Source organism: Erysipelothrix aquatica (assembly GCF_009828825.1).
Taxonomy (GTDB): domain Bacteria; phylum Bacillota_I; class Bacilli_A; order Erysipelotrichales; family Erysipelotrichaceae; genus Erysipelothrix; species Erysipelothrix aquatica_A.
Genome location: NZ_WTTA01000003.1, coordinates 466,036 through 483,284, shown reverse-complemented (window position 1 = coordinate 483,284; position 17,249 = coordinate 466,036). Strand labels below are relative to the sequence as shown.

Annotated in this window: 9 protein-coding genes; 7 read left to right on the top strand and 2 right to left on the bottom strand. The window is 38.5% G+C overall.

Annotated elements, in window-relative coordinates; all coding sequences use genetic code 11:
• Positions 1–102: 102 nt before the first annotated feature.
• Both pflB and GVV22_RS08200 read left to right on the top strand, forming a co-directional pair.
• The gene (gene pflB / locus GVV22_RS08205; RefSeq protein WP_159649637.1) at positions 103–2,340 is read left to right on the top strand and encodes a formate C-acetyltransferase; all 2,238 of its coding nucleotides are present in this window, start codon (positions 103–105) and stop codon (positions 2,338–2,340) included.
• Positions 2,341–3,092: 752 nt separating this feature from the next.
• Entirely contained in the window at positions 3,093–5,846 is a 2,754-nt protein-coding gene (locus GVV22_RS08200; protein ID WP_159649636.1) for an InlB B-repeat-containing protein, read from the top strand.
• A gap of 78 nt (positions 5,847–5,924) precedes the next feature.
• On the opposite strand, the gene GVV22_RS08195 is transcribed toward GVV22_RS08200, so the two are convergent.
• A complete protein-coding gene (locus tag GVV22_RS08195; protein ID WP_159649635.1) occupies positions 5,925–7,505 on the bottom strand; it encodes a response regulator in 1,581 nt (526 codons plus the stop codon).
• The gene (locus tag GVV22_RS08190) at positions 7,502–9,199 is read right to left on the bottom strand and encodes a sensor histidine kinase (protein ID WP_159649634.1); all 1,698 of its coding nucleotides are present in this window, start codon (positions 9,197–9,199) and stop codon (positions 7,502–7,504) included. Before GVV22_RS08190 ends, GVV22_RS08195 begins: the two co-directional genes overlap by 4 nt.
• A 740-nt stretch (positions 9,200–9,939) precedes the next feature.
• Between GVV22_RS08190 and GVV22_RS08185 the strand changes: the two genes are divergently transcribed.
• The 5 genes from GVV22_RS08185 to glgA all read left to right on the top strand — a co-directional run bounded on the left by GVV22_RS08185 (position 9,940) and on the right by glgA (position 17,133).
• Positions 9,940–11,151 carry an ABC transporter substrate-binding protein gene (locus GVV22_RS08185; RefSeq protein ID WP_159649633.1) on the top strand — a complete coding sequence of 404 codons (1,212 nt, stop codon included), beginning with the start codon at positions 9,940–9,942 and terminating at the stop codon, positions 11,149–11,151.
• A 418-nt stretch (positions 11,152–11,569) separates the two neighbouring features.
• The gene (locus GVV22_RS08180) at positions 11,570–12,706 is read left to right on the top strand and encodes a glucose-1-phosphate adenylyltransferase (RefSeq protein WP_159649632.1); all 1,137 of its coding nucleotides are present in this window, start codon (positions 11,570–11,572) and stop codon (positions 12,704–12,706) included.
• Positions 12,706–13,860: a glucose-1-phosphate adenylyltransferase subunit GlgD gene (glgD, locus tag GVV22_RS08175; RefSeq protein ID WP_159649631.1), complete on the top strand. Its 1,155-nt coding sequence runs from the start codon at positions 12,706–12,708 to the stop codon at positions 13,858–13,860. Before GVV22_RS08180 ends, glgD begins: the two co-directional genes overlap by 1 nt.
• 22 nt (positions 13,861–13,882) lie before the next feature.
• A complete protein-coding gene (gene glgB / locus GVV22_RS08170; protein WP_159649630.1) occupies positions 13,883–15,676 on the top strand; it encodes a 1,4-alpha-glucan branching protein GlgB in 1,794 nt (597 codons plus the stop codon).
• A 32-nt stretch (positions 15,677–15,708) separates the two neighbouring features.
• On the top strand, positions 15,709–17,133 hold the full coding sequence (gene glgA, locus GVV22_RS08165; protein WP_159649629.1) for a glycogen synthase GlgA: 1,425 nt from the start codon (positions 15,709–15,711) through the stop codon (positions 17,131–17,133).
• Positions 17,134–17,249: the final 116 nt, after the last annotated feature.

Here is a 17,249-nt window from a genome sequence, read left to right as displayed (position 1 = left end):
CAAATACAATGAATATACACCTCAAATGATAACCACTATTGATATACTTTAAGAGTAATACATTAGGTATGGGGATTTGATTCTAATAAAGGAGGTATCTTGATGTATAATCAATGGAATGGTTTCAAAGGAAACTATTGGAAAGAAAATATTGATACGCGTGATTTTATCAAACAAAACTACACTGAGTATCGTGGAGATGATGAGTTCTTAGAAGGACCAACACAAAATACAATTGATCTTATGGAACAATTGGAAACTATGAATGCTTACCAACGTGAGCATAATGGTGTCTACAACATGGATACTAAAATTGTATCTACTGTAACATCACATGGACCAGGTTACATGAATAAAGACTTGGAGCAAATTGTTGGTTTCCAAACTGACGAACCTTTAAAACAAGCATTCATTCCTTTCGGAGGAATTGGAATGGCTGTTAAGTCATTAGAAAGCAATGGATACGTTGCTGATGAAGAGCTTGTAAACATCTTTACAAAATGGCGTAAAACGCACAACCAAGGTGTCTTTGATGTTTATACTGCGGAGATGCGTGCAGCTCGCAAAAACAAAATAATCACTGGGCTACCAGATGCATATGGACGTGGACGTATTATCGGTGACTACCGTCGTGTTGCGTTATATGGTATTGATCGTTTAATTAAAGCGAAAAAAGATGACCTCAACCATGCAGGTTATCGAACAATGACGGATGACGTCATTCGTCTTCGTGAAGAAATCAATGAACAAATTCGTGCATTAGCTGACATGAAAGAAATGGCAGCAAGCTATGGTTTTGATATTTCACAACCAGCTGCAAATGCTAAAGAAGCTGTCCAATGGTTATACTTTGGATACCTTGCAGCAATCAAAGAAAACAATGGGGCAGCGATGTCTATTGGACGTATTTCTGCATTCTTAGACATCTACCTACAACGTGATCTCGTAGCAGGTACTATTTCAGAGCAAGAGGCTCAAGAGTTGATTGACCACCTCGTTATGAAATTACGTATGGTCAAATTTGCTCGTACACCAGAGTATAACTCACTCTTCAGTGGATACCCAATTTGGGCTACACTTTCAATTGCTGGGATGGCATTTGATGGACGTTCATTAGTCACAAAAACAGACTTCCGTCTTTTGCATACACTCATTAACATGGGTCCATCACCAGAACCAAACTTAACTGTTTTATACTGTGATGCATTACCAGAAGGTTTCCGTACTTTCGCTTCACGTATCGCAATTGAAACATCTTCAATTCAATTTGAAAATGATGAATTGCTCCGTGAAAAATGGGGTTCAGATGATGCAGCAATTGCTTGCTGTGTTTCAGCAACAGTTATTGGTAAAGATATGCAATTCTTCGGAGCACGTGCTAACTTGATTAAAGCATTGCTATATGCAATCAACGGTGGTGTTGATGAAATTACCGGTGCTCAAGTTGGACCACGTTACCGTCCAATTTCATCAGAAGTCTTAGATTTCGAAGAAGTTAAAGTCGCTTACCAAGACATGATGGACTGGTTAGCAGAACTGTATGTTAACACCTTGAACTCAATTCACTACATGCATGATAAATATGCATATGAAAAATCACAACTTGCATTAATGGATTCAGATTTAAAACGTACTTTTGCAACAGGTATCGCTGGTATCTCACACGTAGCAGACTCATTGTCAGCGATTAAGTATGCGAAAGTTAAACCGATTCGTGATGAAAATGGTATTGCAATTGACTTTGAAATTGAAGGTGATTTCCCACGTTATGGAAATGATGATAACCGTGCGGATGATCTTGCTAACTGGGCACTTCAATACTTTATGAAACAAATCAAACGACACCATACATACCGTAATTCAACACCAACATTAAGCTTGTTAACAATTACATCTAATGTTGTCTATGGTAAAGCAACAGGAAATACTCCAGATGGTCGTGGAAAAGGTGTTCCATTGGCTCCAGGTGCTAACCCATCATACGGCGCAGAACGTAACGGTCTTCTTGCATCACTAAACTCAACTGCTAAGCTAGACTATAACTGTGCGTTAGATGGTATTTCAAATACACAAACTATTGCACCAATCTCATTGGGTAAATCAGATCCAGAGCGTGTTGCAAACTTACGAGGCATCATGGATGGATACTTCTCACAAGGAGCATATCACCTCAATGTTAACGTCTTCGACAATTCATTGTTAGAAGATGCTATGGCAAATCCACTCAAATATCCGAACTTAACAATTCGTGTTTCTGGATATGCAGTTCGCTTCGTTGAACTTACAAAAGAACAACAACTTGATGTTCTGATGCGTACAGCTCACGAACGAACAGTTTAAAATTATTTATAATCAATAAATAGTAAAGCTGTTAAATTGATAAAACTTAAAAACATCAGAGTAGCCGACCTGCTAAAGGTTTATCTTCTCTGGTGTTTTTTTTTCATATTTTTTGATGTGTACTGGAGGGGATTTCTCAATTGAATTACCTAGGACCCGCTTGGATAATCATAGATTGGGATGCTGTGAGGTAAAGAATTGTAAATACAATCTTAACGTTTTAATATAAAAATATGAATTTCTTAACAGTGTTATAATTAATATTGAAATAATAGTGAAGTTAAGAAAATAACGAATAAATATAGCTTATATGGTGTTATTATTATATTATTCGAGAACTGGGAGTGTATTTATTGGAATCGTGGATGTTGTGTTATGAATCCGGTGGGACACAATATTAAATTGCTGACAGGCCGCTTGAATGTATTTGTACTGTTAATTTGAACGAAATTGCGAAGTTTGCAATCTTGGTGAAATCGTGACACACGTCAAAAATCACTGAAGTTATCATGGGGGGGAATCCAAGATAATTTATCAGACTCTAAAAACACCCAATTCTTATAGGATTGGGAGTTTAAATAAAGAGTCTTTTATAATATTTTGGCTTAATAGCTTTTGTTCGAAACAGATACCTAAATACAGTTTTAAATTATATCCCCCTTTATTGTTGGGCAACTGCATGTAATGCAAAAGTATCACATGTGGTTTATCTGACGTATTGAACTTGAAAGAGTTCGGATAAAGGAGAAATTATGAAGAAGTTCATAAGTTTATGTATGGTCATTCTGATGGCCTTTGTGACAGTGCCTATTACGGCAGAAAGCGAAAAATTGGATTCGATGTTTTCTGACAATCTACAGGATTATGTTAGAACACATGCGTATTCCCATGCAGATAAGTTACTGACAACGGATGAAGAATTTATTGAATACGTAAAGACAATCGAATCGGTTGGGTTTGTACGTGGTGATAATGTTGAGTTCAATCACATTACAGTCTTCGATTTTAAAGGGATTGAATACTTTGAATCCTTGAATGATTTAACTGTAACGATTAGTTTACCAATGTACGCAGATCCCGGCAGAAAGTTAAAAGAAGTGAAGAACTTTACGAAATTGCCTCAGAACTTTATTGACAGTGGTAATACAGTTAAAGTGCAACCGGGTATTTTCTTATCTTCGAGAACGATTTATGTTGCGCCACATTACTTGTACACTAAAGGTCAAGGGACTGGTAATACGAGACCAGATCGTTTTGACAATATTAAAAAAGAGTTTTCAAAGCAAATGACAAATTTCCTCACACAATATCAAGGTGAAAGAATTGTTGCAGAGATTGAAGACTATGATGTTGTTGTGGATGACTTCAATTGGCTAAATCAAGTGAATCGCAATATCGACTTATCGATGAGTCTAGAAACACAGGATAGAATCCAAATTGGAACAGTTCATAATGTCCCAGTAAATGACAAAGAGTACTACGAATTTGATATTGATAGTAGTCAAATTCCAGATGTCATTGTTGCGGACGGTAACAAATATCGTGCAGCAGGTGCAAATGAGAAAACAATTGGTATTGATTATGAAGCAACCAAAGCATATGTTCAAAACTACTTAACACCTTCAGGATCGCCACTAACAAACTTTGAAATTGTCGCAACATTAACAGATGGTCGAACCTTTACTGCAGACCAAGACTTTACACTAGCAGGAGATGGTAGCGACACGGATAAGTTCTTTTCCAAGGGTACGTCTTCCGATGGTATTAGAGGAGCGATCGATGTTGTGAAACTTCGTTTTGAAAAATCAGACGCTGTAAAAGCATTAGTGATGAATCATGCGGAGCAATATGAAATATTTAGAAGTGAAACATTTCCAGAGGTCACAACAGACTATTCAAAAGATATGGCGCTGAATCCAGATGTAGCCATCAATCATAGATTTTTTGCTGATAAGTCAGGACTAACAATCCAATCTTATTTCGTGAATGATGATAATACGTTACGCACCAACCCGTTCGGAATTAAACCAATATTTGTAGGTTTCTTTGGTGAACCATATACTGTTACTTATAACTATGACAATGGTGCAGATCCATTAGTTCTTACAGAACAATATGAAGGGACTCACCTCGCCAAACCTCAGAATCCGATTAAAGATGGATTTAAGTTTGATGGTTGGTACACAAGTGAAGATTTCGCAACGGCATGGAACTTTGACACAATGCAAGTTACAGATGATTTAGACTTATATGCTAAATGGTCAACAAGTGACGTCACAGTGACGTTTGTGGACGGTGGTGTGTCAACACCAGTATCGACGAAGTTTGATCAACCCTTAGATACAAGCAAGATTCCTTCAACGATTAAAGAGGGTTATACATTCAAAGAATGGAACACTCAAGCCGATGGAAAAGGCACTGCATTTGATACCACAGCGGTAGTTAAAGCAGATCAAACAGTTTATGCAATCTATGAAGCAAACAACGTTACTGTAACGTTTGTGGATGGAACTACATCAACACCAGTCGTTACAAAATACAACCAAGCATTAGATGCAAGCAAGATTCCTGCAACGGTTAAAGAGGGTTATACATTCAAAGAATGGAACACTCAAGCTGATGGAAAAGGAACTGCATTTGATACCACAGCGGTAGTTAAAGCAGATCAAACAGTCTATGCAATCTATGAAAAAAATATTGTTCCAATTCAAAAGGTGACGGTTAAGTTTGTAGTTGGAACACTAACAAGCGCGGTTACAGTTGATATTAATACTGTAATTTCAGCAGACAGAATCCCTTCAACAATTAAAACTGGATACACATTTAAGGGATGGAACACAAAAATAGATGGACTTGGAGCTAAGATAGATTTCACAAAAGCTATCACAGAGGACCAAACAGTCTATGCAATTTATGATAAAGATATTGAACCTGTACAAAAAGTAACCATCACATTCGTTGATGGTGAAACAACAACTCCAGTCGTAATTGATGTCAATACTGTAGTATCAGCTAACCAAATTCCGACAACAGCGAAAGCAGGTTACACCTTCAAAGGATGGAATACACAAGCTGACGGCAAAGGGTTAATGATTGATTTAACACAACCCATCACTACAGATCAAACAGTTTACGCGATTTACGAAAAGAACATTGTCCCTGTAGAAACAGTAACCGTGACATTTGTTGATGGAAGTATCAAAACACCAGTCGTAGTTGCGATCAATACGGTAATACCAGGGGCTAAGATACCGGCAACGATTAAAGACGGCTACACCTTCAAAGGTTGGAACACACAAGCTGATGATAAAGGTCAATATTTCGATACATCAATTGCAATAGCTGAAGACATAACCCTTTATGCAATCTACGAAAAGAATGAAACGAAACCAGTCTTACCTGCAACCGGAGTAGCATCCAATTCATACATTTTAGTTGGCGGAGCAGTCCTGATTGTTAGTGGTCTCTACCTATCGCTAAAAGGAAAGAAACAAGAGAATAACTAGTACGACCTAAAAACATTACGTGACAAATCGTACCAACTAAAAAAAGAACCACGGAACTCCTTCGAGTCACCGTGGTTTTTAGTCTTTTCTATTAGCGAAGTAATTCTTACGATAGTCACCCGGTGTTTCTCCGGTTACCTTTTTGAAAGTCGTTGAGAAGATAATCGGTGAGCTAAAGCCAACCATCTCAGAGATTTCATAAAACTTAAGACTTTCGTTTTCAATGAGCTCTTTGGCTTTTATAATACGAACCTCATTGATATACGAGACAACAGATTTTCCAATAATTTTGGGGAAGAGCCGACTCAAGTACGAGGGTGTGACATCGACATTTTCTGCGATGACGGTTAGATGAATGTCTTCAAAATAATGATTTTTAATATACATCATTGCCTTATTAACGATGTAGTTGGATGAACTCGCAAGTTCCTTATCTTGCATTGGTAACATAAAATCTCGAAGGGTAGCTTTCATGACTTCCAAATTGGGCATATTGGTTAAATTCAAATTTGGAAACTCAAGTTTTTTCTTTTCAATGAAAACATAGAAAGCGTTATGTATCATTAATGCAAATTGGTCATACGTTAAAATAATTTTTTCGTCGAATATTTGTTCGATATATTGATCCATTACAAGTTCAATTGAACCAAAGTTTTCTTGGTCGAAAGCAGCATGTAAATCACTCAAGAATTGTTGGCTTCCAGCCTGTTTAGAATCATTTATAAACGTAAAATCTGTAAGGTTATGAACTGCCGCATCATCTTTTAAACGATGCATTTCATGCAAAGCTTCAAGGTTTTTAAATATATCTTTGACGTCAGAGAGCGCGATAACTTCGTCAATATAATAAATTGAATTATGGATATCTAAGAACTTGTTAAGGCTCTTATGCAACTGATTTGCTTTATCTTGAATTGTTTTCGTGAAGCTTCCAAAGAAATAGGAATTGTGCATGTTTAGTAGAATTGCATAAGCACCGGATTTCTCGGTAACGTGAAGGAACGTGCACTCTTGAAATGTATTTTGAATTATGTTTTTTAAGACAAAGTCAAATTCGAGGATATCCCGCTCTGCGTAACGCTCAAGTACGTGGTCAAAATTCTCAATCGCAATAATCATGGGAACGTAATGTGGCATTTGTTGTGGTAAATCAATCACCGATAAATTGGGGATGGTATTGCTTCGTTGAAACAACCAATGTTCAAATTGTGCGAGTGTTTCATTGTAGATTTCTTTAACTTGATATTCGGCAATGAGGGAGTCTTTCTGGCCATTAGTACGTCTTGCTTCATTTTCAGCACTTACGCCATCAATCATTTTGATAATATTATCGCGAGAAATATCCGTTTTAAGAATATAGTCATGAATACCATAAAGCATTGCTTTTTTCACAATTTCAAATTCGTCATGAGCAGACATAACGACAACGCGTGTTGCGAAGTCTCGGGTTGACATCCATTCAAGGACATCCAAACCTGTCATGATAGGCATCGTAATGTCCAAACACATGACGTCGATTTGTTGCTCCTGTAGCATGTCGACCGCCTCTTTACCATTGCTTGCGGTCAAAAACTCATATCCATGCTCTTCCCAGTTCACTAATATTTTTAGATACTGAAGGATTTTTTGTTCATCATCGACAAAGAGTATTTTCATCATTTAATGTCCTCCAAGGGTATATGAATCGTGAATTGTGTATAGCTCTGTGCATCACTTTCAATCTCTAAAGTCGCCGCTTCGCCATAATGTTGCATTAAGCGTTGGTTAAGATTGTTTAAGCCAACTTGAGTACTCGAACTGTTGCGTTTGCGCGTTAATGCCTCAAGATTGGTTGTCGGTACACCTTTTCCATTATCACGCACTTTAATAAGCATTTCATGATCGTACTTCGCGATTGAGATTTGAATCACTTGATTGTTTGATTCGTTGGTAAATGCATGGATATATGCATTTTCGATGAGTGGTTGAAGAATGAATTTCATGATTTCGATATCAAAGGTTTCTTCGTCGATGTCATAGTCAATATCGACTTCATCGGAATAACGAAGCCGCATGATTTTAATATAACTTTCGAGTAATTCGAGTTCTTCAGCAACTGTATTTGTACTGCTATCATTTTTAAGAATTGACTTTAGATAATTAACAAGCGCTTCGATTGAGCCTGCAAGCTCATAGGCGGAAATTGACTCAGCCTTCCATTTTAATGCATTCAGCGTGTTGTATAAGAAATGTGGATTCACTTTAGTTAATAAGATTTCGTAGCGTAGGTCACTCTTATCAATTTCTGCTTGGCGAATGTCTTCCACTTGAATTTCGAGTTGTTCCATCAGGCTATTGAAGGCATCACTGAGGTCTTGGAATTCCCCCTCAAGTTGCGGACTCCTAACAGCTAGATCGCCATCCATGGCTTCGCGCATATCGTTTTTAAGACTAAGGACAGGCGAGGCAATTGAATCAGTCACTTTGGTGATGTTACGCATTACAATGTAAATTAGTAGGATAAATCCTGTTAATAAGATAAGGGATTGGATCGCAAGCACGGTAAACATCTTGCTATAGTTGGTGATATAAGAGAAATAAAATCCAGGATAAGTTCCTTCAAACTCTGTCACTACGAAGAAATCTGCAGTATTTGGGACTTTAACAATTTCCCATTCAACTAAAGAATATTGTAAGTTCTCATCACCAATCCCAATGATTATAAAATCGTCGGGATTAATTAAAGCATTGATAGCAAAGTTCTCAAGTTGTTTCATATCAACATCCAATTTTAAAACGCCAAGCGTGTTTTGAGTTATTGGGTCATTGATGCGTTGGACGACTGAGAGATTCTTACAATCATCACAACTCTTATCAATATGTAAGAAGTAAGATTGTTGGTTTAATGCCTTTTGATACCAGTCTGAGGTTATTGCGTCCGCGTAAGTTCCGGTATCAGTTTCGGCAAAATCGAGTGCACTGCGATATACTTCTTCACGGTTTTCCGGAATCAGTGACACGTTAGAAATAGAAATATTGGCATTTAAAATTCGATAACGGAGTTGTTGATTCATCTGAATTGTATCGGTTTGTTTAGCCCAGGCATCATGGCTATAAACGGTAGCGTCCTGGCGAAGTATTTCCATCATTTCTTGGCTTGCATACGGTGCTTCGAGGGATTTGATGGACTGGCGAAGACTGGTATCAAGCATGTTATCAATTTGATGCAAACTAATATTGCTGGTTTGCGTAATCCGCTCGGTGAACGTTTTAATAATCGTATAGAATGACAGAACAAAAACCAAGGTCAAAATTGGGATAATCAAAAGCAGTTGTTTTTTTATAATATCATGTTTAATTGAATTTTTTTTCATGGGTTTACATGGGGTGGCGATTGTATATCGTAATCTCCCAAGGCCTTCCTATATTGATTATGTAATGACGTCTTTGGTTGCAATTTTGGGGCAAGGTTAACGTCATAAGTATAAAGTCTTGAAATACTATTCACATTATAACACAGTACACATTTTGGTGGGAATTAGACCAACACGCATGAAGGACAAAAAAGATACCAAGGATATAGGTTGTATCCTTGGTATCTTTTGTGCTTGCACACTTGTAAATACGATATCTGTTCTTCATTGAAAGGCGATCTGGTAGGAAACCAGATATTCCATATGAATGTTAGCCCCCCCGACCCAACAATCATTGGTGTGTAGAATGTCAATCGTGCTTAGATTATGTTCAAGTGTCCGACGCATTCGATGTAGATTTAGCATAACCTTGTATGATATGTTGCAAGGTGGATTCGATAAGCATTAGCCCCCCGAACTAATGTTTATTAAACTAGTAATTCACATCATGATATGTTGATGTGTGTGCTAGCTGTCTTCTAAATCTATTTAAATTATAGTTAATATAATGCGTTTTGTGCCCCTTTAATAATTGCATTTTCTTAATTATTTTTGCACTTTTAAGTAAAAAATATATAGAAAATTTGTCTAAGAACACAATTTATACAGAAATGACAAAATTCATTAATGAAGTGCAAATATAGAGAATAAAAGGAAGCAACTATCTATATTATACTTTTTGTAGAAGATGGAGATGTGCCATGCGAAAGAAAATCATATCTTTATTTGTTGTGCTGGTGTTGATCATTACGGGATGTTCAACGGGCAAGAAAAATGAAGATAAAGAAAGTATAATCTCTGTTGCGTATTGGGGAGACATAAGAGAAGATTTAGTATATCAAACTGCAATTGAAGGCGTCGAGGATGTGGTGCCAAATACGCGTGTGGAGTTACATAAATATGAGAGTGCGACTGCATTTTGGAGTGCCATGGTTAATCGGGATGAGAGCGTCGAACTTCCTGATATTATTTCACTCACGAATGAAAATCATTTGGAATACATTGAGGCAAGTTTTTTATTACCATTGGATGAATTTAATATCAACTTGGAAACTTCAAAGCCTTCTGCAGTGAATGTATGGAATTATAAGGGCAAACAATATGGAATCCCATTAACTGCTTCACCGGCGGTCATGGCAATTAATCGTGATATGTGGAATGCATATAATTTAGGTGCTTATCCTAAAACATGGAACGATGTTCGTTCAATTTCCAAGGAAGTCGAAAAATATGGTGTAGAAGGTTTAATTATTAATACAGAAGATGCCTACCATCTAACGCAATACATGAATTCATTTGGAGGTGGATGGCGTTTTGGGTCCGCAATTAATTCGGAAGCGAATCGTGAGGCACTAACCTACATTTTTACGATGTTTGACGAGGGGTTGGCTATGAACCCAAAGGATGAAGGATATACGTGGGATGGTGCCGCCTTTGCAGATGGGGCAGCACTCATGACTACTGCTGGAACATGGTACATTGGGCTTCTACAAGATGAAGCACCAGATATGAATTACGATCTAATCCCCATGCCATCACGGACTGGTCATGAGAACGGAACGCTGTATTCTAATGCACTCGCTATTCGTAAGGATTCGGAAGATCCTGAAAAAGCTGCACAAGTTGCACAGTACATGGCCCGCCCATTGTGCCAAAAAGAATTTGCACGAGTTATTGGATCTGCTCCTGCAGACATTGAAGAGAATAATGACTATTATCAAGAAAATCCCCATATGGAGCATTTGCAGTCACGTTCAGCAAATGCTGAACCATTCGCATACCCCAATCAATCGACACAATTTCAAAAGAACTTAAGTGACGAAGTTGCGGCAGTAATTTATGCACCCAAACCCATTGACAACAGCGCTCGAGCATACGAAATTTTAAGTCGTTTAGAGCGTGCATACAAATAGGAAATGTACATCACACCTACACCAAAAAGCGTATCCTAAGGGATACGCTTTTTGTTTTTTTTGTGAGTGGGAAACTGGTTTGTGAGGGAACGTCATTATCATACAAACAAACATAATAAATTACGCTTCGATGTCTCGCCGACCATTGACAAAACACACCAAAATAGCTATAATTTAATCATAAGTTAGAGCTAACCATTCAAAGTTATTTTTTTAGTGAAGTACCATTAAAAAGTAATCTTTGGGTGGTTTTTTTTCATATTCAGGCAATAACTTAGTGTTCTTATCAATGAAAAATGCTGGCGAAATATCTGTTAATTTGTTGGGAAGTTGACATATATTAAACGTAGATAATATTCAAAATATGCTATGGGGGGGTATATGTTGCTTTTTACTGTGGACTACAGGAGGAAGTAGTATGAAACATGAAATGGTAGCAATGATTTTGGCGGGAGGACAAGGAACGCGTTTGGGTAAATTAACCAAAGAAACCGCGAAGCCTGCTGTTCCGTTTGGTGGCAAGTATCGAATTATTGATTTTACATTAAGTAACTGTGCGAACTCAAATGTTTTTGATGTGGGGGTAGTAACACAATACCAACCACTTGAGCTGAATGAGCATATTGGAAATGGGGCATCGTGGGGACTCTCGCGACGTAATAGTAGCGCAAAAATACTACAGCCTTTCTCAAGTCAAGATGGCGAAAAATGGTTCCGTGGAACTGCTAATGCAATTTATCAAAATATCAGTTATATCGATTCAAAAAATCCTGATTATGTCTTGGTATTGTCGGGGGATCATATCTATAAAATGGACTATGAAGCGATGCTTGATTTCCATAAAGAAAACGAAGCAGCATTGACGGTCGCCGTTATCGATGTTCCTTTAGAAGAAGCTTCGCGTTTTGGCATCATGGAAACAGATACCTCAGGTCGTATCATTGAATTTCACGAAAAACCAGAAGAACCTAAAGGTACACTTGCGTCGATGGGAATTTATATCTTCGATTGGCCTAAATTGCGTGCTATGTTGGTCCATGATCAAGCAACAGAACGTAGTATGGAAGACTTTGGTAAAAATGTTATTCCTGCATACATTGCGAATGGAGAGCGTGTCTTTGCGTACGCCTTTGAGGGGTATTGGAAGGATGTTGGAACCATTGAAAGTTTATGGGAAGCAAACATGGAATTCTTGGATTTGGATCACAGCTTAAATATACGGGATAGCCATTGGCCAATTTATACGAAGGATACTATATCACCACCTCAATACATTGCTAAAAATGCGTTTGTGAAGCATGCAATGATTGGTGATGGATGCTATATCGATGGTACTGTCCAACACTCTGTATTATCGCAAGATGTTAAAGTGGGTGCTGATAGTACAGTCTTGCAATCAATTATTATGGCAGGGGCGTCCATTGGCAAGAATGTCAATGTTGAATATGCAATTGTTGGTGAACATGCAGTGATTGCGGATGGATCTCAAGTCATCGGAAGTAAAGATGCGATTCAAGTAATTGGATATCACGAAGTTGTGGGGGTGAAGAAATAATGAAAAAGAATAGTGTATGCGCAATTGTTAACTTAGCAGGTCATGAAACCCGATTGCATCCGTTAACGAAGCAACGTCCGATCGCGGCCTTACCGTTCGCAGGACGTTATCGAATTATCGATTTTTCGTTATCGGCAATTTCATCGGCACACATCAATTCCGTCGCAATTTTTATCGAGGAAAGTGGCCGTGCCATTTATGACCATGTCCGAAGTGGTCGTGAATGGGATTTACACGGTGCTGTGAGTGGTGGTATCTTTACATTTTCACAACAACGGCGTAAACTCGCAGATTTCTTGATGCTTGAGTCTAAAGAACGTTACTATGAAAACCAACGTATCTTCATTGATCGTTCGGAAGCAGATTATGTCTTAATCATGGAAGGGGACGCTGTCCATAATGTTGATGTTAAAGCATTAACGAAATTCCATCAACAACGTGATGCTGAAATAACCATCGCTTATAAATCAATCCCTACGGAAAAAACAAAATCATACAAAGCCGACGAATACTACCGGATTGATGATGAAGATTATCTTGAAGGGGTCATGTTGGGAAACACCAAAGATGATGAGCGTCATGCCATCGATGGTCATGTGTATCTTGTAAATAAAGCAGTCTTGTTCGATATCTTTAACCATGCTGAGGCTGGAAATCTATTTGTGGATATTGGATCACTAATCCGTAGTTATTCGCTCTTGTATCGCACAAGTATGTATGAATATACCGGATATTTAGAAGTTATTAATTCTTTAGCTTCATACTATGACGCAAATATGTCGATGCTTGAGCCTACAAACTTAAATGCCTTATTTAAAGGCAGCAACACCATCAATACACGTTCGAAGAGTGGAGTACCGACCTATTATGCTGAAAGTGCATCCGTTCATAATGCCGAGTTGGCAACGGGATGTATCATAGAAGGAACAGTGGATTCATCCATCATCTCCCGAAAATCTTCCGTAGCACGGAATGCGCATGTGTCAAATAGCATTATCCATTCGGGTGTCAAAGTATGTGAAGGGGCTCATGTTGAGTACGCAATTATTGAAAAAGGTGCTGTTGTTCAACCCAATGCGGTTGTAGTTGGAACCAAATATGCACCAGTAATTATTGGCAAAGGTGCATGTGTCGAATGCCAAGATTCCCTGTAATTTACTGATAAGGAGAACTTTTATGAGTTTTGATGTTACAACGTTTCCACATCAACTCAGCCATGATGCGTACCGTTATTTTGGTGCGCACCTTGTTGAGGGTGGTGTCGTCTTTCGGGTTTATGCACCGAGCGCTGCAAAAGTAAGTCTTGCGGGTGCATTCAATGGTTGGAATTATTATCAAGATTGGATGCATCGTATTCATGATGCTGGAGTTTATGAATTGTTTGTAGCGGGTATCGGTGAGTGGAGCGTCTACAAATTTGGTATTTTTAACCATCAAGGAACCTATGTTGAAAAATCGGATCCTTACGGTTTTTATCATGAATTAGCACCCGGGTATGCCAGCAAAGTTGTGGACATCAACCGCTATCAATTTAACGATGATGCCTGGATGAAACAACGTACGACGAATATGGACAAACCCATGCACATCTATGAAGTGCATTTAGGATCATGGGTTCATGATGGTGTTGATACCTACGAATCGCTCGCATACAAACTCGTAGACTACTTGCGTTTTATGCAATATACGCATGTAGAACTGATGCCGATTACAGAGCACCCTTTTTTAGGGTCGTGGGGCTATCAGGTTACAGGCTTTTTTGCTGTGACGGAACGGTACGGGTCTTTAGATCAATTTAAACTGTTTGTTGATGTTTTGCACCAACATGGCTATGGCGTTATTTTAGATGTTGTCCCTGTTCATTTTGTAAAAGATGCACATGGGTTACGTCAGTTTGACGGCAGTGCACTTTATGAAAACGTGGATGAGTCTGAGTGGGGGACCTTATATTTTGATTACTCTCGCGTTGCGAATCAAACGTTCTTCTTATCGAGTATCGCTTACTGGATTGAAATGTGTCACATTGACGGAGTGCGAATGGACGCTGTTTCGCATTTAATCTATTACCAAGGCAATCGCGACCATGGTGTCAACGAACCAGGGATTCACTTCTTAAAAACGATGAACGGCTGTTTGAAAGCAACCTATCCAACAGTGATGTTAATTGCTGAAGATTCCAGTGATTACGGTAAAGTTACCCATCCGGTAGCGGATGGCGGACTTGGGTTTGACTACAAATGGGACTTGGGGTGGATGAATGATACACTTCGTTACTATATGTTAGATCCAGTGTATAAAAAAGATCACCATCATGCGATAACATTTAGCATGGCATATTTCTACAGTGAACGCTTCTTAATGCCCTTATCTCACGACGAGGTTGTGCATGGTAAAAAAACAATTGTCGACAAAATGTGGGGAAATTATGACCAAAAATTTGCGTTGGCTAAAAATTTGTATATGTACATGCTGACGCACCCTGGGAAAAAACTAAATTTTATGGGAAATGAACTTGCGCATTTTCGCGAATGGGATGAAGAAAAACCATTGGATTGGTTCTTGCTCGATTATTCGCGCCACGATGCTTTTAGAAGATATATGCGCGATCTTAACCACATTTATACACATCATGATGCCTTGTTTGAAAAGGACTATTGCCTCGATGGATTTAAGTGGATTGAAGTTGATAACAGTGACTTGAGTATTTTTAGTTACTATCGGGTTGGCACGACAAGTACGATTGTTGTAGTTCTCAATATGACACCCAACGCTTATGAAACTTATGACGTTGGTGTTCCGGAATCAGGTGTATATCGTGAATTAATTAATTCAGAGAAAGCAATTTATGAAGGCTGTGATATGACGAACTATTCTAAGTTATCCAGCACCGCCGAACCGCTACATCAATTCGATGATCGAATTCGGACACGCATTGCGCCTTTTGGTAGCATGATGTTCATCAAAGAGTAAAGGAAGCAGTCCGAAAGACTAAAGGAGACAAAATGAATATATTATTTGCCGCAAGTGAAGGCTTGCCTTACGCCAAAAGTGGAGGACTTGCAGACGTTGTCGGTTCACTCCCAGCTAAGTTAAAAACACGTGCAGTAACTGTTTCGGTGATTATGCCTTTGTATCAAACAATTATCGAAACAATGATGCCTGAGTTAGAGTATGTTAAGACAATTAATGTGAAGCATGGAATGTTTGATACGGATTCACGCATTTTTGCACATACAATCAGTGGCGTTACCACATATTTTGTGGAAAACCGTGAGTACTTTGAACGCGATAATTTGTATGGTTATGTTGATGATGGCGGACGTTTTGCGTATTTCCAATTGGCTGTTATGAATTTCATATTAGAACACGATACCGTATTTGATGTAATCCATTGCCACGATTGGCATACTGGAATGATTCCTGTACTGGGCAAAACATTGTTTAAATGGCACGAACGGATTGCCCACTTAAAGTATGTTTACACCATTCATAATCTTGCATTCCAAGGTAATTTCCCTAGTAGTGTTTTAACAGATTGCTTCGATCTTACAATGGATTTGGTGTACGACAACAGTGTAAACTTTGATGATGGTATCAGCTACATGAAGGGTGGTATCTTTTATGCAGACAAGATTACAACCGTTTCCCAATCGTATGCGCGCGAAATCTTAACGCCTGAGTTTGGAGAGCGCATGGATGGTGTGCTTCGATTGCGTGAGCCAGACTTAGTGGGGATCGTCAATGGCATTGACACAAAACTTTGGAATCCTGCAACAGATACGCTGTTAACGTCCGTTTACGATGTCGATTCACTTGATCTCAAAGCACCAAACAAATCATCCTTACAAGCAAATTACGGATTAACGGTTGATGCTGATATTCCGCTTTTCGGAATGGTTACACGCCTAACAGATCAAAAGGGCGTGACTCTTTTGATTGATACGATGGAAGACATTGTACAGATGGGGATACAAGTGATTGTGTTGGGATCTGGAAATCCACACTATGAAGACCGTCTCGCATACCTCGCGTACCAGTACCCTAAAAATGTATGTTTCTATAAAGGATACAATGAGAACCTTGCTCATGAAATATATGCTGGTAGTGACTTCTTCTTAATGCCATCAGCATTTGAACCGTGTGGTATTTCACAACTTATATCAATGCGTTATGGGACACTGCCAATTGTTCATGAAACAGGTGGTTTACGAGATACCGTAATTCCCTATAATGTTTATACAGGTGAAGGAACAGGTGTTTCCTTTACTTACTTCAACAATGACGAATTTTACAGTGCAGTTGAACGTGCAGTGGGCGTCTTTGGCGATAAACGCTTCATGAAGACGCTACAAACAAATGCCATGAGAACGGATGTTGATTGGCTAGAATCCGCAAGAGCTTATCGCGATTTGTATCGCAATTTGTAAAAGGAAGACCCACCATCGCGTGGGTCTTTTTAATGAATATTTGCCGTATATCTCTAACTTTAAGTGAATTCACAAAGGCTACATTTTCTTGGTTTTCACATAACATTTGTACTTAC

Bases quoted from the DNA above. Each gene is read 5' to 3' on its own strand.
- glgD (WP_159649631.1), top strand. From the start codon at position 12,706: ATGAAAAAGAATAGTGTATGCGCAATTGTTAACTTAGCAGGTCATGAA.
- GVV22_RS08190 (WP_159649634.1), bottom strand. From the start codon at position 9,199: ATGAAAAAAAATTCAATTAAACATGATATTATAAAAAAACAACTGCTT.
- pflB (WP_159649637.1), top strand. From the start codon at position 103: ATGTATAATCAATGGAATGGTTTCAAAGGAAACTATTGGAAAGAAAAT.
- glgA (WP_159649629.1), top strand. From the start codon at position 15,709: ATGAATATATTATTTGCCGCAAGTGAAGGCTTGCCTTACGCCAAAAGT.
- GVV22_RS08185 (WP_159649633.1), top strand. From the start codon at position 9,940: ATGCGAAAGAAAATCATATCTTTATTTGTTGTGCTGGTGTTGATCATT.
- glgB (WP_159649630.1), top strand. From the start codon at position 13,883: ATGAGTTTTGATGTTACAACGTTTCCACATCAACTCAGCCATGATGCG.
- GVV22_RS08200 (WP_159649636.1), top strand. From the start codon at position 3,093: ATGAAGAAGTTCATAAGTTTATGTATGGTCATTCTGATGGCCTTTGTG.
- GVV22_RS08195 (WP_159649635.1), bottom strand. From the start codon at position 7,505: ATGATGAAAATACTCTTTGTCGATGATGAACAAAAAATCCTTCAGTAT.
- GVV22_RS08180 (WP_159649632.1), top strand. From the start codon at position 11,570: ATGAAACATGAAATGGTAGCAATGATTTTGGCGGGAGGACAAGGAACG.